Source organism: Aquabacter sp. DMC10 (assembly GCF_056314145.1).
The window spans coordinates 320,155-339,852 of the sequence record NZ_JBQUYX010000002.1; the positions used below are offsets into that span (position 1 = coordinate 320,155).

Below are 19,698 nucleotides of genomic sequence, written 5' to 3' on the forward strand. Positions count from 1 at the left end.
TTTCAGTCCAGGTGGCCCGCCTTGCGGATCATCTCCAGCAAGCTGGCCACGTCCTTGAGGCGGGGGTGGGGCAGCGGCAGGTCGCGATCGGTGCGCTCGACGATGACGAGGTCATCCTTGGGATAGACAAAGGCGAACTGTCCGCCCGCACCCCAGGCGAAGAAGCTGCCCGGCGGCAGGCGCAGGTCGTTCGCCCCCGGCGGCGTGCCGGGCGGCGTGTCTGCGGTCCACCACAGATAGCCATAGCCGAAGCCGTGGTCGCCCTTGGAATGGGGCGTGGTGCTCTCGCGCACCCAGGCGGCGGGCACGATCTGGCCCGTGCCCCACCGGCCCTCATTGAGATAGAGGAGCGCGAAGCGGGCAAGGTCCCGGGTGCTCATACGGAACGTATAGGCGGGGTGGAGGGAGGAGCGGCCCCGCACATAGGCCTGCGCCTTGGCGTCGTAATCCTCCATGCCGATGGGCCGGGCGATCTCCTCGGCGAAGGCATCATAGAGGGAGCGGCCCACCGCATGCTCATAGAGGGTGCCGAGCGCGTTGAAGTCCCAGTTGTTGTAATACCAGAAGGTATCGGGCGCGTGGCTGAAGCGCTCCGGGCGGCGCGCGGCCATGTCCTTGGTCTCGTAGAGAGCCGGGTGATAGATGCCCGAGCGCGCTTCCAGCAACATGCGGACGGTGGCCTGCTTTTCCGCATCGGAGAGGGCGGGCGGGTGATCGTCGATGCCCAATTGCGCGAGCGTGCTGTCGAGCCTGATCTGGCCCCGCTCCACCGCGCGGCCGATGAGCGCGTCCAGCAGGCTCTTGCGCACCGATGCAAGCTGCATGGGCTTTTCCACATCGCCCCACTGGACGACCACCTGCCCCTTGTGCACCACCATGACGGCGGAGATTTTCAACCCATCGGAAAAGGCTTGGGCTGCCGCAAGGTCCGGCGCGGACCAGCCGGTCGCGTCCGGTGCGTTCCAGCGGGCGCCGGGAAAGGGATCGGCCCATGCCGGGGCGGCGAAGGCGAGAAAAAGGGCGAGCCAAAGGACACGCATGCCGGGCACCTGGAGGGCTTAGGAAAGCCCAGTCGACCCCCCTCCCGCTCCTGCGTCAACCGGGCCCTGGCCTGACGCAGCGCCGCCACGGCATGGCGGCCTCAGCTGAGCGCGACGCCGGCGAAGATCTCCATCAGGTCCGGCGCCTCGCCGGGATCGGTGTCGAGCTTGAGGCGCTGTTCCACATGTAGGAAATGGTGGCGGGAGAGGTGGATGGCGCGGGGAATATCGCGCGCCCGCAGCGCTTCCACGATGGCGCCGTGCTCGTCCACGGCGCAGAGCGACTGGTTGGCGGGCTCATAGACCGAGACCATCACCGAGGAGCGGGAGAGCAGCTCACGCAGGAAGCGGGAGAGTTCCGCATTGCCCAGGCCATCCACCAGCAGCAAGTGGAAGGCGCCGGACAGGCGCACGGAGGCCGCCCGGTCGCCCCGCTCGGCGGCGGCGCGCTCCTCTTTGAGATGGGCATCAAGGGCGGACAGGATGTCTTCGTCCAACACCTGGCCGAGTTGCACCAGGACGCCGGCCTCCAGCACGCGGTGGGCCTCGTAGACGGCGCGGATCTCCTCCAGGGTGGGCCGGGCGACGCGGGCGCCGCGATTGGGGATGATCTCGATGCGCCGCTCGGCGCCGAGCCGCTGGAGCACCTTGCGCACCCGCTCGCGGGAGACGCCGAAGCACTCGGCGAGGCGATGCTCGGCCAGCTTGGTGCCCGCCTTCAACCGGCCTTCCATGATGGCCTTCAGGATGGCCCCATGGATGGCCTCGTCGGCCTCCGGGTCCGCCTTCTGGCTCTTCTTGCGCGTCGCGTTCATGCCGCCTCTCTGATGCCGGCCAGGATAAACGCTCCGGGCGGCTTTCGACGCGCCTGAAAAATGTGCACAATCGGATTTGATAATGTGCACATTTTAGATCCTCCGCCCGTCACCCCTTGCCCGGCCGCCTTTGACTCCGGGCTCTAACATCTTCTCATCGCTTCATTTTTCAAAAATGTGCACACTTCTCTCCGCTTGGCCCAAGTCTTGCGACGACCGGTCCGTCGTCCTCCCGACAAGGAGTGGGTAAGATGGTCTTCGATTTGCGCATCTCCCGCCGGTCCGCCTTGCGGCTCGGTGCGGGCGCCTTTGCCGGCAGCCTCGCCATGCCGGCGATCCTGCGCGCCGCCCCCAAGGAAATCGTGGTGGGTGGCCCGGCGGGCGCCGCCAAATATTTCAACGCCGACGTCTTCCCCCTCATCGAGAAGGCGCTGGACGTCAAGATTCTCTACGAGGGCACCAATTCGCTCACCAATCTGCAGAAGATGCAGGCGGACAAGGCGAGCCCGAAAATGTCCGTGGTCATCATGGACGACCCGGTGATGCTGCCCGCCGCCGCCGCCGGCCTCATCACCCCCATCGCCGCCGCCACGGTGCCGAACCTGGCCAAGCTGGTGCCGGGCACCATCCACCAGGACGGCATGTGGGCCAATTACCAGCGCCCCTGGGTGGGCATTGCCTATTCCACCAAGCGCATGCCCACGGCCCCCAAGAGCTGGGAGACGCTCTGGGAACCCAAATATGCGCAGAAGGTGATCGTCCCCTCGCTTCAGAACACCGAGGGCTTCTGGGTGCTGCTGGCCGCCGCCCATCTGGAGACCGGCAAGCCCTACAAGGAAGCCCAATACGACATCGACGCCGCCTTCCGGAAGCTCAAGAGCCTCAAGCCGAACCTGCTGAACGTCTACACCAACGCTCCCCAGGCCATTAACCTGATGGAACAGGGCGAAGCCTGGATGATCGGCGGGCAATTCTCCGCTTATACCCTCATCCGCAAGGCCGATGGCTCGCCCGTGGACCTCGCCATTCCCGAGGGCGGCGGCTTCTCCATGCCGTCGGGCATCGCCAAGGTGGCGGGTGCGCCGGCGGGCGACACCTCGGATGCGGTCATCAACGCCTTCCTCTCCCCCGAGGTGCAGACCGTGCTAGCCACCAAGGCCTTCGTCGCCCCCACCAACGCCTCCGTGCCGACGCCGGCCGGCTATCCCGACGCCAATTCCCTGTTCGCCCCGGACTGGGCCTTCATCGCCAAGGAGCGCGCCGGCTGGGTGGAGCGCTGGATCAAGGAGATGTCATGAGCGAGAGCGCCCCTCATCTGGTGGTCCGCCACGCCTCGAAGCGCTACGGCTCGACCACGGTGCTCGACCGCGTGGACCTGTCCATCGCGCGGGGCGAGCTTGTGACGCTGCTCGGTCCCTCCGGCTGCGGCAAGACCACCTTGCTGCGGCTGGTGGCGGGCCTCGCCACCCCCGACGAGGGCAGCATCGAAATCGCCGGCCGGGACGTGACCCACGTCCCGCCGCACAAGCGCAATGTGGGCGTGGTGTTCCAGTCCTACGCCCTGTTCCCCCACCTCTCGGTGGCCGGCAACGTGGCCTTTGGCCTGAAGGTGCGCCGCCAGCCCCGGGCCGAAGTGGAGGCCAAGGTGATGCGGGCGCTGGCCATGGTCCATCTGGACCATCTGGCCGCCCGGCCCATCTCGGCCCTCTCCGGCGGCCAGCAGCAGCGGGTGGCGCTCGCCCGCGCCATCGCGGTGGAACCGGACGTGCTGTTGTTCGACGAGGCGCTCTCGGCCCTCGACCGCAAGCTGCGCGAGGAGATGCAGGGCGAGATGCGGCGCATCCTGCGCGACATCGGCGCCACCGCCATCTTCGTCACCCATGACCAGGACGAGGCGCTGACCATGTCCGACCGCATCGCGGTCATGCATGCCGGCCGCATCGACCAATTGGCCGAGCCGCGCACCATCTATGCCCGCCCGGCCACTTTGTTCACGCTCAACTTCGTGGGCCTGTCCTCGCGCATCATCGGCACGGTCGCCCATGCGGCGGACGGGCGGATGGAGGTGGACACCCCGCTCGGCCGCCTGCGGGCCTCAGGTCGCTTCCTGCCGAGTTCGCCGGTGGTGGTGGCCACCCGTCCCGAGCATATGCGCCCCGCCAGTGGGAGCGACGACAACACCGCCGCCGGCCGCGTGCGCTCGGTGGTGTTCCAGGGCTCGCGCAGCCTCGTGGAGGTGGAGACGCCGGCCGGTCCCCTCTTTGCCGAATTCCCGGGCCAGGACGCGGCCGGCCTTGCCACCGGCGATCCGATCCAGCTCGGCTGGCCCGCCGCCGAGACCCTGGCCTTTCCCGCGCCGGAGGCCGCATGAGCGATCACGCCCTCCCCGCCCCCGCCGCCCCGGTGACGAAGCCCGCCCCGGACCGGGAACGGCGCCTTGCTCTGCTCATCGCCGCCCCCGCGGTGCTGGTGCTCATCGGCCTGTTCGCCCTGCCGCTGGTCAAGCTCCTGGCCGCCAGCCTCACCGATGCAGCCGGGCTGACGCTCAGCCATTACGCCAAGCTGCTGGGCACCTCTTATTATCTCACCGTCATCTGGAATTCCCTGCGCCTCGCGCTGGTGACGACCCTCATCGCGCTCGCCATCGGCTATCCCGCCGCCTTTGCCATCGCTCGCGCCCGGGGCTGGGTGCGCTCCGTGCTGCTGGCCACGCTGTTCCTGCCGCTGGCCGCCTCGGTGATCGTGAAGGCCTTCGCCTGGACCATCCTGTTGCGCAGCGATGGGCTGGTGAACACGGTGCTGGTGGGGATCGGCATCCTCGACGAGCCCGTGCGCATGATCTTCACCGAGACCGCGCTGTTCGTGGGCTCGGTGAACATCTTCCTGCCCTTCATGATCCTGCCCATCTACACGGTGGTGGCGCAGTTTGACGGCCGCCTCACCGAGGCCGCCGCGACGCTGGGCGCCGGGCCGCTGGAAGCCTTCGTGAAGGTGGTGGTGCCGCTCACCTTGCCGGGCGTGATCGCGGGGGTTGCCCTGGTCTTCTCGCTCTCGGTCTCGGCCTATGTGGTGCCGACCCTGCTCATCGGGGAGCGCTACCCCACTTTGTCCACCACCATCGCCAAGGCCTATCTCTTGGCCCGCCAGCCGGAATTCGGGGCGGCCGCCGGCGTGGTGCTGCTCGCCATCGCCATTGCGGTGGTGGCGCTCAGCGCCCGGCTCGGGCGCACGGGAGGCAAGGCATGACCGGATCCGCCCTCACGGCCCGCCTCGGCATCCTCCTCGCCTGGAGTGCGGCGCTCGGGGCCGCCGCCTTCCTGCTGGCGCCCTTGGTGGTGATCGCGGCGGCTTCCTTCTCGCCCACCCCGGTCTTCGACCTGCCGTGGGATGGCGCCTCGCTGCGCTGGTATGCCCGCATCGGCCGCCTGGACGGCTTCTGGCCGGCGCTCTCCCTGTCGCTCCAGGTGGCGGCCGTGTCCACCGCCATCGCCTTGGTGCTGGGCACGCTCGCCGCCATCGCCATCGCGCGGGGGCGGCTGCCTTTTTCGGGCGCACTGGGCACGCTGCTGGTCTCGCCGCTCATGATGCCCGGCCTCGTGCTGGGCATCGCGCTGCTGCAATATTTCCGGGCCATCGGCCTCGATCTGCCGCTGGCGGCGCTGCTGCTCGCCCATCTCATCATCACCTTGCCCTATGTGGCGCGGACCATGATTGCGGGCCTCGCGCGCTTCGACTTCACCCTCATCGAGGCCGCCCGCACGCTGGGCTGCACCTTTCCCGGCGCGGTGGTGAAGGTGATGGTGCCGGCGCTGGCCCCGGCCTTCCTCACCGCCGGCCTGTTCTCCTTCCTCGCCTCCTTCGACAACTACCCCGTCTCCATCTTCCTCACCGACGTGCGGACCAAGACCCTGCCCATCAAGATGCTGCAATATATCGAGGAAGCGCCCGACCCGACGCTGGCGGCGCTGTCCACCCTGATCCTCCTCGCCACCGTGATCCTGCTGATCGCCTCCGACCGCTTGGTCGGCCTGCACCGCATGGCGGGGACCGGCCAATGAAGCCCGCCATCCTTCCCCCCGTTCCGACCCTGCAGCCCACCGCCCCCCGCGACCTTCTCGGCTATGCCGGCAGCCCGCCCGACCCCAGATGGCCCGGGCGAGCCAAGGTGGCGGTGTCGTTCGTGCTGAATTTCGAGGAAGGCGCCGAATTCACCCTCTCGGAGGGCGATCCGCGCAATGAGGGGATCTATGAGGTGGACCACCCCATCGATACCCCTGATCCCTGCATCGAGAGCCATTTCGAATATGGCACCCGCGCCGGCTGGTGGCGCATCATGGACCTGTTCGACCGCTTCGGGGCGAAGGTCACGGTCAGCGCCTGCGGCCGGGCGGTGGAGCGCACGCCGGAGCTGGCCCGCGACGCGGTCAAAAGAGGGCATGAGGTCTCCGCCCATGGCTGGCGGTGGGAGAGCCATGCGGGCATGGACGAAACAACCGAGCGCGCCCGCATTGCCCGCACCGTGCAGGCCATTGCCCGCGCCACCGGCATCCGCCCCGTGGGCTGGCACACCCGCTCGGCCGCCTCGCCCAACACGCGGCGCCTGCTGGTGGAGGAAGGCGGCTTTCTCTATGACAGCGACGCCTATAATGACGACCTGCCCTATTTCGTGCCGGTGGCGGGGCGGCGGCATCTGGTGATGCCCTATGCCTTCGACACCAACGACATGCATTTCCAGCACACCCAGCGCTTCCGGGGCGCGGACTTTGCCGACTATGTCATCGACGCCTTCGACTGGCTGGCGCGGGAGGGCGAACGGGCACCCAAGATGATGTCGGTGGGCCTGCATTTGCGCATGATCGGCCGGCCCGGCCGCATGGGGGCGCTGGAGAAGATCCTGGCCCATGTAACGGGCTCGGGCGTCGCCTTCGTGGCGCCGCGCGCCGCCATCGCCCGGCACTTCATCGCCACCTTCCCGGAACAGGACAAGGAACAGACGCCGTGACCGATGCGGTGACGGGCGCGGCGCCCCGGCGCCTCCTCATCGTCAATCCCAACACGTCGCAGGCGGTCACCGACCTCCTGTGGGCGGCCGCCCGGCCCTTGATGCCGGCGGGGGTGGAGGTGGACGCGGTCACCGCCCCCTTCGGCGCGGCCTCGCTGGAGAGCCCGGCGGAGGTCGCCATCGCCGCCCACGCGGTGCTCACCGCTTTGGCGGAGGCTGAAACGTTCGACGCGGCGCTCATCGGCGCCTTCGGCGATCCGGGCCTGGACGCGGCGCAGGACCTGTTCGAGGCCCCCGTTTTCGGCCTCGGCCGCTGCGGCCTTCAGGTTGCCGCGCGCCATGGGCGCTTCGTGATCGTCACCGTCGGTCCCCATCTGCGCCCCAGCCTGGAACGGGCGGCCCAAGATGCCGGGGTCGCCGATGCCTGCGCCGGCATCGCCTTCCTGCCCTTCTCCGTGCTGGAGATCGCCGCAGACCCCGCCGCCGCATTGCCCCGCATGGCGCAGACCGCAGGAGCCTTCGCCGCGCAGACGGGGGCGCAGGCGGTGCTGCTGGCCGGCGCGCCGTTTTCGGGCTTGGCCGACCGGCTCGCCCCCCTTCTGCCCGTGTCCGTGCTGGATGGACTGACCTGCGCGCTCCAAGCCGCCCTCCTCGCCCGCGCTGCGACCCCACGCCGGGAGGCCGGACCGGAGGCGGCGCATCCCGCGCGCCCGGCCAAGGCCATGCCGGGGCTGTCCCCCCGCCTTGCCGACCTCCTGCGCCAGCGGCTCGCCCGTCCCGGCTGACGGCAGCGCGGACCCACCCGATCCGCAAGGCCCCTCCGCCGGCGTCCCCTCCGCCGCGTGGAGCACCTTCCCGCGCGTGGAGCACCTTCCCGCGCGTGGAGCACCTGCCGTTTTGGCCTCGGCAATGATATCCCTCCAAAATGGAGACGATTGGCCTTGACGGGGCGGCCGGCCGATCGTCCCTAAAGTGGTGAGGCTGGCAGTGGGATGCCGGCGCGGTGGGATATGCGTGAGCTTCTGATCGTCGATGATGAGCCGGAGTTTCTGGACGAACTGATGGAGGCCTTCGCCTTCAACGGCGTCGTCGCCCGCGCCGCCGGCAGCGCCACCGCCGCGCTCGCCGTGCTGGATGCCCATCCCGAGATCAAGGTCGTGATTTCCGACATCCGCATGCCCGACATGGACGGGCTGGTGATGATCGAGACCGCCAAGAAGCGCTATCCGGGACGCACGCTCACCTTCGTGGTCATGACCGGGCACGCGGCCACCGCCGATCTCGACCGGGCCCGGGCCGCGGGCGTGCGCCACTGTTTCCCCAAGCCGCTCAGCTTCGAGGACCTGCAGGGCGCGATCGAGGAGGCGCTGGCGGACGATGACCGCTGACCGTCACGCGAGCCGTGTTCACGCCTTCATCAGGAAGAATGGCGTTCTGTCCTTCGTCCTGCTGCTGCTGGCCGTATCCCTGCCCTTCAGCGCGGCCGCCATCCTCTACGGCCTCGACAAGGAATCGCAGATCCGCGACACCGAGCAGATCGCCCGCAAGACCGCCATCCTCCTGGTGCGCAGCTTCGAGCAGGCGGTGGAGCCGGTGGACGCTCTGCTCCAAAACTTCGCCACCAATTTCGACCCGTCCTGGACCCCCACCCAGATCTACGAGGCCATCCGCTCGTTCAGCGTGCCCAAGTCCATCGTGCAGGTGAGCGTGGTGGACAAGGACGGGCTGTTCATCGCCAGCAACCTGGCCGCCCCCTCCCCCGAACGCATCGATCTGTCCGACCGCGAGCACATCAAGGTGCATCTGAACGGCTCGGGCGGCGGGCACCTGTTCATCTCGAAGCCGGTGCTGGGGCGGGTGTCCAAGCAATGGACCATCCAGCTCACCCGGCCCCTCACCGATCCCAACGGGGCGTTCGCGGGCGTCATTGTCGCCTCCTACAATATCGGCGACTTCATCGACTTCTATAAGCGGCTGCGGCTCGACGACAACATGCTGATCGCGCTGGTGGGATTCGACGGCGTGGTGCGGGCGCGCACCGCCGCGCTCACCTCCTTCGGCGATGATGTCTCAGCCAGCCCCTCCTTCAAGAAGGCGCTGGCGGGGAAAAGCGGCGCCTATGACGAATACAGCCTCATCGATGGCATCCGGCGCATCGGCTATGTCATCCGCTCGGACCGCTACCCGCTGATGGTGGAGGTCGCCTTCGACGAGGCCTATGTGGAGGCGCAGACGCGGGACTTCCGTAATGCCGTATGGGGCACCGCGGGCGGGCTCAGCCTGTCCCTGCTCCTCCTTGGCGTGCTGGCCGGGCGCTACCTCACCCTCACCCAGCGCCTGCGCACCCAGCAGGTTCAGACCCTGGCCCGCCAGTGGGAAGCCCATATGCTGGAGGCCATCAGCCGGGTGCCCGGCATCAGCGTGCTGCACGTCTCCGGCACCCACGCCGCGCGCATCGGCGGGGAGACTTCGGACGACCTGGCCGACCTTGTGGGCCAATATGTGCAGAGCGAGACGTTCCAGGTCTCCGTCCGCGGCCTAAAGGCCCCGCGCGTGCGCACCATTCATCTCACCGATGGCGAGGTGAAGCGGGAAGTGCAGCTGGTCTCGGCGCCCCTGGCGGCACTGGAGGACGGGCCGGCAGGCAATGGCAAGGACCTGGTGGTCTTCGCCGTGGACCAGACCTCCAAGCGCATGGAGGAAAACAAGCTCTACCAGATGTCCAAGCTCGCCTCGCTCGGCGAGGTGGCCACCGGCCTTGCCCATGAGATCAACCAGCCGCTGGGCGTGATCCGGCTGGCCGCCACCAATGCGCTGAACGGGCTCAACCGCGGCATGCCGCCCACGCACATGGAATCCAAGCTCAACCGCATCATCCAGCAGACGGTGCGCATGAGCCGGATCATCGACCATATGCGCATTTTCGGCCGCAAGAGCTCGGAGAGCTTCGAGCCGTCCGACCCGGTGGACGCCATCGACGGCGCGCTTCAGGTGGTCGGCGCCCAGCTGCGGCTCGACAATATCGCCGTCATCATCACCGCCGCCCCCGGCCTCACCCAGGTGCTGTGCCGGCAGGACCAGCTGGAACAGGTGCTCATCAACCTGCTCCAGAACGCCCGCGACGCCATTCACGATCGGCGCAAGTCCATGGGCGAGGAGTTTCACGGCCGCATCGAGGTCACCCTCCGATTGGAGGACACCGCCACCTTGCTGCCGCCCACCGTGCGCATCGATGTGGCCGACAATGCCGGCGGCGTGCCCGAGCCCATCATCGACAAGGTGTTCCAGCCCTTTTTCACCACCAAGCCGCCGGGCAAGGGCACCGGACTCGGCCTTTCCGTGAGCTTTGGCATCGCCCGCGACCATGGCGGCACGCTCTCCCTGGCCAACGGCAAGGAGGGCGCCATCTTCACCTTGCGACTGCCGGGCCTGAAGGTGCGGCCGGGCGAGACGCCACCAGCCGCCGGCGAGGGGGAACGGGAGCCGGCCGGCTCCTGACCGGCGCGTCGGTCGCCGCCCCCTGAAACCCGGCCGGGCCGTGGCATGTTGACCTTCCACGCGCCCCCTTGACCGCCGTCAACGGCGCGCGCATCCCCCATCGGGCATGGTGCGGCGCCCGCCGGCCGCCGTGGGACGGCCCGGCGGAGGCCGCAAACCCGGAGAAGCCCGATGGACGATCGCGTGGTGGAGGATCAGGGCCCCGTCTTCCGCCTCCTGGCCGATCCGGCGACCCATGGCCTTGCCGAGCCCGTGCGCCGTATCGACACCCACGGGGCGGTGGTGTTCCTGGCCGGGCCATTTGCCTACAAGGTGAAGCGGGCGGTGGCCTTTCCCTTCATGGATTTTTCCACCCTCGCGCGGCGCAAGGCAGCCTGCGAGAAGGAAGTCACCCTCAACGGCGCCAATGCCCCCGGCCTTTATCTCGACGTGGTGGCCATCACGCGCGGGCCGGCCGGCCTTGCCCTCGGTGGCCCCGGAGAGCCGGTGGACTATGCGGTGCGCATGCGCCGCTTCGACGAGGGGGCAACGCTCGACAAGGTGGCGCGGGACGGCCTCTCCGACGCCCTGTGCGCCCGCCTCGCCACCACCGTGGCCGCAGCCCATGGGCGGGCGGAGGTGCGGGCGGACTTTCCCTGCGCCACCCACCTCGCCCGCATCGCCCAGCAGAATGCGGACGATTTCCGCGCCGATCCCGCCCTGTTCCCGTCGGCGGAGGCCGCAGCCCTGGAGGCGGCCACCACGCACGCGCTGGAGCAAGGCGCGGGCCTCCTTGCGGCGCGCGCCCGCGCCGGCTTCGTGCGCCGCTGCCATGGCGACCTCCATTTGCGCAACATCGTGCTGCTGGAGGGCGTGCCCACCCTCTTCGACGCCATCGAGTTCAACGACGACCTCGCCACCTGCGACCTGCTCTATGACTTCGCCTTCCTGCTGATGGATCTGTGGGAGCGTGGCCTGCACGGGCCGGCGAACGGGGTGCTGAACCGCTATCTGTGGGCGCTCGATGACGATGCCCATTATGAAGGCCTGGCGCTGCTGCCCTTGTTCCTGAGCCTGCGCGCCGCCATTCGCGCCAAGGTGGAGGCGGCCGGGCTCGGTCATCTGCCGGCAGACGAGCAGGACGGGGCGCGGGCGCGCATCCGGCGGCAATTCCAGGCGGCGCAGGAGTTCCTTGCCCCTTCACCCGTGCGCCTGGTGGCCGTGGGCGGCCTCTCCGGCACCGGCAAGAGCACCTTGTCCGCAGCACTGGCGCCCCATCTGGGGCGGTCGCCTGGCGCGGTGATCCTGCGCTCAGACATCACCCGCAAGGCCCTGGCCGGGGTGGCCGAGACCGATCGCCTGCCGGCAGCGGCCTATGGGCCGGGCACGTCGGAGGCGGTCTATGCGGTGATCCGGCGCCGCGCCGGCCTTGCCCTTGCGGCGGGCCACAGCGCCATCCTCGATGCGGTCCATGCCCGCGCGGGGGAGCGGGCGGCGGCGCGGGACGTGGCGACGACCACCGGCGCGGATTTCACCGGCCTCTGGCTGGAGGCGCCGGTTCAGGATCTGGTGGAGCGAGTGGAGGCGCGGCGCGATGATGCCAGCGACGCCAATGCCGCCGTGGTCCGCACCCAGGCCGGCTATGAGACCGGCCCCCTGGATTGGCATCGGCTCGACAGCAGCGGCGACCGCGACGGGCTGCTTGAACGGGCCCTCCGGGTGACGGCGGGCGCTTAGAGTCTTTTGGACGGGCGCTTCCGCGCGCGCCTCCAGGGTGGGCGGCGCGTCAGGCGCCGGCATATTCCAGGTGGAGGAGCGGATAGGGGCGCCCTTGTCCATCGGTGGCGGAATGGCCAATGCGCCGGAAGCCCATGCGCTCATAGAAGCCGACGGCCTGATGGTTCTGCACATTGACGTCGGTGGTCAGGCGGGGATGAAGCTGAAGGCCATGCCGCACCAGGGCCGCGCCCATCCCCGTTCCCCTGCGGGCCGGATGCACGAACAGCGCCTCCATATGCGCGCCATCGATCAGCATGAAGGCCTGCGGCACGTCATCCGCGTCCACCGCCAGCCACAGCGGGGCATGGGGCAGGAACCCGCACACCAGCGCATCAAGCGCGCGGCGGTCTTCGGGGGCCAGGAAATCATGGGTGGCGTCGACGGCGGCTCGCCAGATTTCGACGGCACGGTCCCCCTCGTCCGGGCGGGAAAGTCGGATCTCGATCATGCCCGGCACCCTAATCGGCTTGGCCCGCCGCCGAAAGCGGACGCGTCGCGCCTCGCCCGGCGTCAGCAATTGCCCTGAGAGGGGGCGGCCTTGGGGTCGACGCCCTGAACCACTTCGGGCTGGCTGGTGGGCGAGCCGGGGGTGGGCGCATGGGGCGTGGTGCCGATGTGGGAGCCGCCCGTGCCGCCGGTCCAGGCGGTGGAACCGGCGCTGCCCGGCGCGGTGCCGGAGCCCGCCCCCTGGTCGGGCGGGGTGGCCGAGGAATGGGGCGGCATGCTGCAATCGGTGCGGCCGGAGGCGGGGCCGGGCGTGGGGCCGCCCGTCTGGGCGAAAGCGGCGCCGGAGCAGAGCAGGAACACGCCGGCGCCCACGGACAACAGGCGCAAGGGACGGGCGAAAGGCGGACGGGCGAAAGGCGGGCGGGCGAAAAGCGGGCGGGCGAAAAGCGGGCGCGGGGGCAGCATGGCGATCTCCCTCATGGTTTCGCCCCCAACGCCCGCATGAACCGCCAAGTTCCGATGTACCAAGCTCCCGTGTCCTAAGTTCCGGTGCAGCAGGTCCCGCTGCACAGACCGAGCGCGGGCCGACGCGAAAGCACGGCCCGCTGGGGCGGATGCCAAGTCGCGATGCCGCCCCGTTGCCCTCTCCCTGGCCCGGCGGAGAGGTGCCCGTGCCGCAAAAGGGGGAGCGTGTCAGGCCACCGTCAGCCCCGGCGTGCCCGCCTCCACCGTGCCGATGCGCCGGGCCAGCGGATAGCCGGCGGCGGTGATCTCCGCCACCAGCCGGTCCGCCGCTTCCGGCTCGCAGGAGACGAGAAGGCCGCCGGAGGTCTGGGGATCGGTGAGGAGATTGCGCCGCCAGTCGTCGAAGCCGGCCGGCAGATGCACCTCGCTGCCATAGCTCGCCCAGTTGCGCCCGGAGGCGCCGGTCACGAAGCCCTGGCGCACCAGCGCCTCCGCATGGGACAGCAGCGGCACGGAGGACCAGTCCAGCCGGATGGCGACCTTCGAGCCCCGCGCCACTTCCAGCGCATGGCCGGCAATGCCGAAGCCGGTCACGTCGGTGACCGCATGGACGGCCGGGTCCTTGGCGAGGCGGGCGCCCACGGTGTTGAGAAGGGTGGTGGAGGCGATGAACTCGTCATAGGCGTCGGAGGAGAGCGCATCCTTCTTGAAGGCGGCGGAATAGACGCCCACCCCGATGCCCTTGGTGAGAATGAGCGCATCGCCTGCCTTGGCGTCCGCATTGCGGCGGATGTCGGCCCGCTTCACCGTGCCGATGACGGCGAGGCCATAGATGGGCTCGGGGCTGTCGATGGAATGGCCGCCCGCCACCGGGATGCCGGCCTCGGCGCATTTGGCAGCCCCGCCCTGAAGGATGGCGCGCACGGTTGCCGTGTCGATCTTGCCCAGTGGCATGCCGAGAATGGCCAGCGCCATCAAGGGCGTGCCGCCCATGGCATAGACGTCGGAAATGGCATTGGTGGCGGCGATGCGGCCGAAATGGTCGGGGTCATCCACCATGGGCATGAAGAAGTCGGTGGTGGCCACCACGCAGGTCTCGCCCTCCAAGTGCCAGACGGCGGCATCGTCGCCGGTCTCGGTGCCCACCAGCAGGCGCTCGAAGGGGCCCGCCACCGGCGCGCCGGCCAGCAGCTCCTGGAGCACGGAGGGGGCAAGCTTGCAGCCGCAGCCCCCGCCATGGGCGAGCGAGGTGAGGCGGACGGCGGGTTCGGAGGGGGACAGAACGGGCGTGGACATGTCGGGCACGGATCTCGTTTCGCAAGAAAGGCGGGCGGGCCGGGGGGCGGCCCGCCCGTGGGGCATCAGGCCGTGATCTCGGCGGCGCGGATGGAATAGCGGAAGCTGTCCGGGTCGAGGCAATCCAGCATTCCCAGCGCGGTCACCGCCTGCGGATACATGAGGAAGGGCAGGTGCGCGCCCTTGTGGCCCGGCAGCACCACGTCGTGGGCGGTGTTGTAGGCGAACCAATTGCCTTCCCAGGCACCGAACAGGCCCTTGCGGGCAGCCACGACCTTGGGATCGTCCAGCGCCAGCTTGCCCGGGGGCTCCTCCAGCACCACCTTGCGCACATCCGCCGGGTCCATGGGCACCCAGCCGAATTGCGACAAATGCACCTCGGCGCGGCAATGCTGGGCCTTGGTGACGATGTCCGAATTGGCGCCAAGGCTCTTATAGCCGAACTGCGAGGGCACCACGCGCAGGCCATAGACGTCACGGGCCGGAATGCCCTGCGCCCGCACCAGGCCGACGAACAGAGCGTTGAGGTCCGCGCACTTGCCGCCCAGGTCCCCGCTCTTCAGCATGGCGGCGATGTCGCCGATGCCGCAGCCACGGGTGGCCGCGTTGCGATAGGTGTTGTCCACGATCCACTCGAAGATGGCGCGGACCTTTTCGAGATCCCCGCTTCGGGTGCCGACGATCTTGTCGGAGGTCTCCTTGACGATGCCGCCGGTGGGGATGAGGTCGGTCGCGGCGGTGTTGCGCTGGCGCTCGTCGGCGGAGAGCGGCGAGGGCGTGCCGGGGGTGGTGAGGTCCACCGCCCAGTCGCGGGTGGTGGCCTTGGAGGTCAATTCCACCTTGGGCGCCTTCTCGCCCTCGGCGAAGACGAGGTGCAGCATGTCGGCGCCCGACGCGGGGTCGCGCACCAGCTTGGCGGCGGTGGCGTTGGTGGTCCAGGTGTTCTCGCCCGGCTTGAACCAATCGGGATTGGTGAAGGACGCCACCGGCAGCCAGACCTGAACCTGGCCTTCGGGTTTGAGGATCTCCACCGAGGTGACGATCTGGTAGCTGCGCCAGCGACCCACCTTGGGGGCGAACAGGCTCGGTGCGACCGCGCCCGCCGCGGGGGCGGCCGGTTGGGCGGCCGATTGGGCAAAGGCCGCGCCGGGGAGCGCGGCGGCGGCGCCCAAAGCAAGGCCGGCTTTCAGGATGTCGCGTCTGTTGGTCATCGCCTGTCCTTCCCTGGAGTGTCAGAACTTGGAGTGCCAGAACTTGGATGGGCGCCCGCCCCACCGCCTGGGGGCCGAACGGGCGCCGTAGTGTCAGGAGCCGTTCTTCCCGGCACCGCCGGGCACGAGGGCGGAAAGCTGCGCCTCCACCTTTGGATCGTCCCATGCCACTTCCCCCACCGCCTGGAGGCGGGGGAGGCCGGCGGCAAAGATGAGGCTGGTGGGCAGCACCTCCACGCCAAAGGCACGGCTGGCCGCCCGGTCCGGGTCCATGAGGATGGGCCCGGGCGGGGCCACCTCCTCGAAGAAGCGGCGCACCCGCGCCTCCGGCTCGGCCACGTCGATCAGCACCACGCGCACCGCCGGCCGGCGGGTGGCCAGGCGCGACAAGGCCGGCAGCTCGGCCCGGCAGGGCTCGCACCAGGTGCCGAAGAAGTGAACGACGAGCACCCCCTCCCCCGCATCCGGGACGGTGCGCGTCTCCCCCGCCGGAGGGCCGGACAAGGTGAGAACAGGCAGGACGAGGGAGGGCGGGGTCGGCCCGGCATAGGGCAGGAGGTCCACGGGAGCGGCGCGGGCGGGGCGGGCGAAAGCCAGCGGCGCAAGACCTGCGGCCAGCGGCATGGCCAGGGCGCGCAGGAGAAACGCCCGCCGCCCCAAGGGGATCAGGCGCCCGTCGAGGGTGCGCTCTGTCATGTGTCTGCCCCGACCCGCGGGAGCACCTGGAAAGTCCACGGAAGAAATGTGAACCGCAGGCCCCGGCCAGTCAATACGGAGGCGCATCATACCGCAACGCAATATATCCATACATGAAATGCGGACGAAGACATTCGCATCCGCAAAAACCACCTTCCGATGACAAAGCGTGCCGCAGAGGAATGAAGTCCGATTTCTTCACTCACAGGAAATTGCAAGCAAAGTGAAAGCAAAACATAGGCCGCGCGGCCCCGCTTCCGTTTGACATGATACCAATTCCAAAATAGCCTTGTTTTCTGTCGGAATCCCGACGCAGGGCGCGCTCGTCGCCCTGGGCCATGTCCCCCGTTGGGGGCGCTTATCGGAGATCACCTTCGATGAATATGGAGCTCTCGCGGCGCCAGTTCTTACGAACGGCGGGTGCGGGGATCGCGGGGACGACGCTTGGAGCCTTCGGCTTCGGCGGCGTCGAAGAAGCGCTGGCGGACGCGATCCGACCGTTCAAGCTCGTCAACACCACCGAGGTGCGCAACACCTGCACCTATTGCTCGGTGGCCTGCGGCATCCTCATCTTTTCCAAGGGCGACCTGAAGAAGGGCGAGAAGGCCGAAATCACCCATATCGAGGGTGACGTCGACCATCCGACCAATCGCGGCACCTTGTGCCCGAAGGGCGCGGCCCTTCTCGACATCGTCCATTCCAAGACGCGCCTCAACTATCCGATGATCCGCAAGGCGGGCTCGGACAAGTTCGAGCGCGTGAGCTGGGACGTGGCGCTGGACAAGATCGCGCGGGTCCTGAAAGACGACCGCGACAAGAATTTCATCGCCAAGAACAATGACGGCGTGACCGTGAACCGCTGGGTGACCACCGGTTTCCTCGCCGCCTCGGCCACCACCAATGAGACCGCGTTTGCCACCTACAAGGTGGTGCGCAGCCTCGGACTTCTGGCATTCGATAACCAAGCGCGCGTTTGACACGGCCCCACGGTGTCCAGTTTGGGCCCAACTTTTGGCCGTGGCGCGATGACCAATTCGTGGACTGATATCAAGAACACGGATCTTGTGGTCATCATGGGCGGCAATGCCGCCGAAGCGCATCCGTGCGGATTTAAATGGGTGACGGAGGCGAAAGCCACCCGTGGCGCCAAGCTCGTCGTCGTCGATCCGCGCTTCACGCGGTCCGCGGCGGTGGCGGACTATTACGCGCCCATCCGTCAAGGCTCCGACATCGCGTTCCTCCTGGGCGTGATGAATTACTGCATCCAGAACAACAAGGTGCAGTGGGAGTATGTGAAGGCGTTCACCAACGCCGCCTATCTGGTGAAGGACGGCTTTGCCTATCAGGACGGCCTGTTCACCGGCTATGACGAGCAGAAGAGGGACTACAACCGCTCCACCTGGGACTACCAGATGGGACCGGATGGCTATGCCCTCACCGACCCGACCCTGCAGGACCCCCGCTGCGTCTGGAATCTCCTGAAGCAGCATGTGTCCATCTACACGCCGGACATGGTCTCGCGCATCACCGGCACGCCCAAGGACAAGTTCCTGAAGGTGTGCGAGATGATCGCCGAGACGTCATCGCCCACCAAGACGATGACCTCCATGTACGCGCTCGGCTGGACCCAGCATTCCAAGGGGTCGCAGAACATCCGCTGCATGGCCATGCTCCAGCTCATCCTGGGCAATATCGGCGTGCGCGGCGGCGGCATGAATGCGCTGCGCGGTCACTCCAACATCCAGGGGCTGACCGACATCGGGCTCATGTCCAACCTGATCCCCGGCTATCTGACCTTGCCGACGGAGAAGGAAGCCGATTTCGCCACCTACATGTCGACGCGCGGCTTCAAGCCGTTGCAGCCGAACCAGATGAGTTACTGGCAGAACTACAAGAAGTTCTTCGTCAGTTTCCAGAAGGCCATGTGGGGTGCGGCGGCAACGCCGGAAAACAACTTCGCCTACGACTACCTGCCCAAGCTCGACGTGCCCGCCTACGACATCCTGCGCGCCTTCGAGCTGATGGACCAGGGCAAGATGAACGCCTATTTCTGCCAGGGCTTCAATCCCTTGCAGGCGTTCCCCAACAAGGCGAAGCTGGCCTCGGCGCTGTCCAAGCTGAAGCTCCTGGTCATCATGGACCCGCTGGAGACGGAGACGGCACGGTTCTGGGAGAACCATGGCGTCTACAATCCCGCGGACCCGGCCAAGATCCAGACCGAAGTCATCCAGCTGCCCACCACCTGCTTTGCGGAGGATGAGGGCGCGCTGGTGAATTCCGGCCGCTGGCTGCAATGGCACTGGGCGGCGGGCACGCCTCCGGGCGAGGCCAGGAACGACGTCTGGATCATGTCGCAGATCCATCTGCGGGTGAAAGCGCTCTACCAGAAGGAAGGCGGGGCCTTCCCCGATCCCATCGTCAACCTCCACTGGCCCTACAAGGACCCGCACGAGCCCACCCCCGAGGAGCTCGCAAAGGAAATGAACGGCTATGTGGTCGCGGACGTGATGGATCCGAACGACCCCACCAAGAAGATCCTGGAGAAGGGCAAGCAGGTGCCCGGCTTCGGCGTGCTGCGTGACGACGGCTCCACCGCGTGCGGTTGCTGGATCTATTCCGGCTGCTTCACCGAGGCGGGCAACATGATGGCCCGGCGGGACAATTCCGATCCCGACGACACCGGCGCCTATCTGAAATGGTCGTTCGCCTGGCCCGCCAACCGGCGCATCATCTACAATCGCGCCTCCGCCGACATCAACGGCAAGCCGTGGGACGACACCCGAAAGCTCTTGTGGTGGGACGGGGCGAAATGGACCGGATATGACGTGCCGGACATCGCCCCCACCGCCAAGCCGCAGGATGTGGGTCCCTTCATCATGAACCCGGAAGGCGTGTCCCGCCTGTTCGCCCGGGGCATGATGCGGGACGGTCCGTTCCCGGTGCATTACGAGCCGTTCGAGAGCCCGGTGGCCAACGTCATCGCCCCCAAGGTCCGGGGCAATCCGGTGGCCCGCGTGTTCAAGGACGATTTTGCCCAGTTCGCCGACGTGGCGTCCAAGGAGTTCCCCTATGCGGCGACCTCCTACCGCCTCACGGAGCACTTCCACTACTGGACCAAGAACAACCATGTGAACTCGGTCCTGCAGCCGGAATTCTTCGTGGAGATCTCGGAGGAGCTGGCGAAGGAGAAGGGCATCGCCAATGCCGCCTGGGTGCGCGTGTGGTCGAAGCGGGGCTCGGTCTTCGCCAAGGCCTATGTGACCAAGCGCATCCGTCCGCTGACCGTGGACGGCAAGACGGTGCACATCGTGGGCATCCCCATCCATTGGGGGTTTGTGGGCGCGGCCAAGAAAGGCTTCCCCGCCAACGTGCTCACGCCCTTCGTGGGCGATGCGAACATCGAGACGCCGGAATTCAAGGCGTTCTGCGTCAATATCGAGCCCTCGCCCGGGCCGGTGGCATGAGGGAGG

General features: G+C 68.1%; 17 protein-coding genes. 10 read left to right on the forward strand and 7 right to left on the reverse strand.

The genetic code is table 11. The features are described from left to right. Positions 1–2: 2 nt before the first annotated feature. Both ACT54L_RS06260 and ACT54L_RS06265 read right to left on the reverse strand, forming a co-directional pair. Positions 3–1,040, reverse strand: a complete 1,038-nt coding sequence (locus tag ACT54L_RS06260; protein WP_476084686.1) for a serine hydrolase domain-containing protein — start codon at positions 1,038–1,040, stop codon at positions 3–5. Positions 1,041–1,141: 101 nt separating this feature from the next. After that, positions 1,142–1,855 carry a GntR family transcriptional regulator gene (locus ACT54L_RS06265; RefSeq protein WP_476084687.1) on the reverse strand — a complete coding sequence of 238 codons (714 nt, stop codon included), beginning with the start codon at positions 1,853–1,855 and terminating at the stop codon, positions 1,142–1,144. Between the two features lie 251 nt (positions 1,856–2,106). Here ACT54L_RS06265 and ACT54L_RS06270 point away from each other — a divergent pair, with 251 nt between their 5' ends. From ACT54L_RS06270 to ACT54L_RS06310, 9 genes are all read left to right on the forward strand, one after another. Continuing rightward, on the forward strand, positions 2,107–3,153 hold the full coding sequence (locus ACT54L_RS06270) for an extracellular solute-binding protein (protein WP_476084688.1): 1,047 nt from the start codon (positions 2,107–2,109) through the stop codon (positions 3,151–3,153). Beyond that, the gene (locus ACT54L_RS06275; RefSeq protein WP_476084689.1) at positions 3,150–4,226 is read left to right on the forward strand and encodes an ABC transporter ATP-binding protein; all 1,077 of its coding nucleotides are present in this window, start codon (positions 3,150–3,152) and stop codon (positions 4,224–4,226) included. The genes ACT54L_RS06270 and ACT54L_RS06275 overlap by 4 nt, the downstream gene beginning before the upstream one ends. Further along, positions 4,223–5,101: an ABC transporter permease gene (locus ACT54L_RS06280; protein WP_476084690.1), complete on the forward strand. Its 879-nt coding sequence runs from the start codon at positions 4,223–4,225 to the stop codon at positions 5,099–5,101. Before ACT54L_RS06275 ends, ACT54L_RS06280 begins: the two co-directional genes overlap by 4 nt. After that, positions 5,098–5,913 (forward strand): ABC transporter permease, encoded by an 816-nt coding sequence (locus ACT54L_RS06285; RefSeq protein ID WP_476084691.1) that lies wholly within the window; start codon positions 5,098–5,100, stop codon positions 5,911–5,913. Before ACT54L_RS06280 ends, ACT54L_RS06285 begins: the two co-directional genes overlap by 4 nt. Beyond that, complete coding sequence (locus ACT54L_RS06290) at positions 5,910–6,857, forward strand: polysaccharide deacetylase family protein (RefSeq protein ID WP_476084692.1); 948 nt, start codon at positions 5,910–5,912, stop codon at positions 6,855–6,857. Before ACT54L_RS06285 ends, ACT54L_RS06290 begins: the two co-directional genes overlap by 4 nt. Next, complete coding sequence (locus ACT54L_RS06295; RefSeq protein WP_476084693.1) at positions 6,854–7,642, forward strand: aspartate/glutamate racemase family protein; 789 nt, start codon at positions 6,854–6,856, stop codon at positions 7,640–7,642. The genes ACT54L_RS06290 and ACT54L_RS06295 overlap by 4 nt, the downstream gene beginning before the upstream one ends. A 225-nt stretch (positions 7,643–7,867) precedes the next feature. Continuing rightward, positions 7,868–8,245 (forward strand): response regulator, encoded by a 378-nt coding sequence (locus tag ACT54L_RS06300; RefSeq protein WP_476084694.1) that lies wholly within the window; start codon positions 7,868–7,870, stop codon positions 8,243–8,245. Continuing rightward, entirely contained in the window at positions 8,235–10,355 is a 2,121-nt protein-coding gene (locus ACT54L_RS06305) for an ATP-binding protein (protein WP_476084695.1), read from the forward strand. Before ACT54L_RS06300 ends, ACT54L_RS06305 begins: the two co-directional genes overlap by 11 nt. A gap of 171 nt (positions 10,356–10,526) precedes the next feature. Then, the gene (locus ACT54L_RS06310) at positions 10,527–12,071 is read left to right on the forward strand and encodes a bifunctional aminoglycoside phosphotransferase/ATP-binding protein (RefSeq protein ID WP_476084696.1); all 1,545 of its coding nucleotides are present in this window, start codon (positions 10,527–10,529) and stop codon (positions 12,069–12,071) included. A gap of 49 nt (positions 12,072–12,120) precedes the next feature. Here ACT54L_RS06310 and ACT54L_RS06315 read toward each other — a convergent pair whose 3' ends face one another. The 5 genes from ACT54L_RS06315 to ACT54L_RS06335 form a co-directional block, all read right to left on the reverse strand. Next, positions 12,121–12,561, reverse strand: coding sequence for an acetyltransferase (locus ACT54L_RS06315; RefSeq protein WP_476084697.1), 441 nt, complete (start codon positions 12,559–12,561; stop codon positions 12,121–12,123). Between the two features lie 62 nt (positions 12,562–12,623). Next, positions 12,624–13,025 (reverse strand): hypothetical protein, encoded by a 402-nt coding sequence (locus ACT54L_RS06320; RefSeq protein WP_476084698.1) that lies wholly within the window; start codon positions 13,023–13,025, stop codon positions 12,624–12,626. 228 nt (positions 13,026–13,253) lie between these two features. Continuing rightward, the gene (gene selD / locus ACT54L_RS06325; RefSeq protein WP_476084699.1) at positions 13,254–14,321 is read right to left on the reverse strand and encodes a selenide, water dikinase SelD; all 1,068 of its coding nucleotides are present in this window, start codon (positions 14,319–14,321) and stop codon (positions 13,254–13,256) included. 65 nt (positions 14,322–14,386) lie between these two features. Further along, the gene (locus tag ACT54L_RS06330) at positions 14,387–15,532 is read right to left on the reverse strand and encodes a transglutaminase-like domain-containing protein (protein WP_476084700.1); all 1,146 of its coding nucleotides are present in this window, start codon (positions 15,530–15,532) and stop codon (positions 14,387–14,389) included. Between the two features lie 93 nt (positions 15,533–15,625). Next, positions 15,626–16,228 carry a TlpA family protein disulfide reductase gene (locus ACT54L_RS06335; protein ID WP_476084701.1) on the reverse strand — a complete coding sequence of 201 codons (603 nt, stop codon included), beginning with the start codon at positions 16,226–16,228 and terminating at the stop codon, positions 15,626–15,628. Positions 16,229–16,605: 377 nt separating this feature from the next. Between ACT54L_RS06335 and fdnG the strand changes: the two genes are divergently transcribed. Then, the gene (fdnG, locus tag ACT54L_RS06340) at positions 16,606–19,692 is read left to right on the forward strand and encodes a formate dehydrogenase-N subunit alpha (RefSeq protein WP_476084702.1); all 3,087 of its coding nucleotides are present in this window, start codon (positions 16,606–16,608) and stop codon (positions 19,690–19,692) included. Positions 19,693–19,698 lie beyond the last annotated feature (6 nt).

Coding starts and splice junctions, on each gene's coding strand:
- ACT54L_RS06260 (WP_476084686.1), bottom strand. CDS start 1,040: ATGCGTGTCCTTTGGCTCGCCCTTTTTCTCGCCTTCGCCGCCCCGGCA.
- ACT54L_RS06265 (WP_476084687.1), bottom strand. CDS start 1,855: ATGAACGCGACGCGCAAGAAGAGCCAGAAGGCGGACCCGGAGGCCGAC.
- ACT54L_RS06270 (WP_476084688.1), top strand. CDS start 2,107: ATGGTCTTCGATTTGCGCATCTCCCGCCGGTCCGCCTTGCGGCTCGGT.
- ACT54L_RS06275 (WP_476084689.1), top strand. CDS start 3,150: ATGAGCGAGAGCGCCCCTCATCTGGTGGTCCGCCACGCCTCGAAGCGC.
- ACT54L_RS06280 (WP_476084690.1), top strand. CDS start 4,223: ATGAGCGATCACGCCCTCCCCGCCCCCGCCGCCCCGGTGACGAAGCCC.
- ACT54L_RS06285 (WP_476084691.1), top strand. CDS start 5,098: ATGACCGGATCCGCCCTCACGGCCCGCCTCGGCATCCTCCTCGCCTGG.
- ACT54L_RS06290 (WP_476084692.1), top strand. CDS start 5,910: ATGAAGCCCGCCATCCTTCCCCCCGTTCCGACCCTGCAGCCCACCGCC.
- ACT54L_RS06300 (WP_476084694.1), top strand. CDS start 7,868: ATGCGTGAGCTTCTGATCGTCGATGATGAGCCGGAGTTTCTGGACGAA.
- ACT54L_RS06305 (WP_476084695.1), top strand. CDS start 8,235: ATGACCGCTGACCGTCACGCGAGCCGTGTTCACGCCTTCATCAGGAAG.
- ACT54L_RS06310 (WP_476084696.1), top strand. CDS start 10,527: ATGGACGATCGCGTGGTGGAGGATCAGGGCCCCGTCTTCCGCCTCCTG.
- ACT54L_RS06315 (WP_476084697.1), bottom strand. CDS start 12,561: ATGATCGAGATCCGACTTTCCCGCCCGGACGAGGGGGACCGTGCCGTC.
- ACT54L_RS06320 (WP_476084698.1), bottom strand. CDS start 13,025: ATGCTGCCCCCGCGCCCGCTTTTCGCCCGCCCGCTTTTCGCCCGCCCG.
- selD (WP_476084699.1), bottom strand. CDS start 14,321: ATGTCCACGCCCGTTCTGTCCCCCTCCGAACCCGCCGTCCGCCTCACC.
- ACT54L_RS06330 (WP_476084700.1), bottom strand. CDS start 15,532: ATGACCAACAGACGCGACATCCTGAAAGCCGGCCTTGCTTTGGGCGCC.
- ACT54L_RS06335 (WP_476084701.1), bottom strand. CDS start 16,228: ATGACAGAGCGCACCCTCGACGGGCGCCTGATCCCCTTGGGGCGGCGG.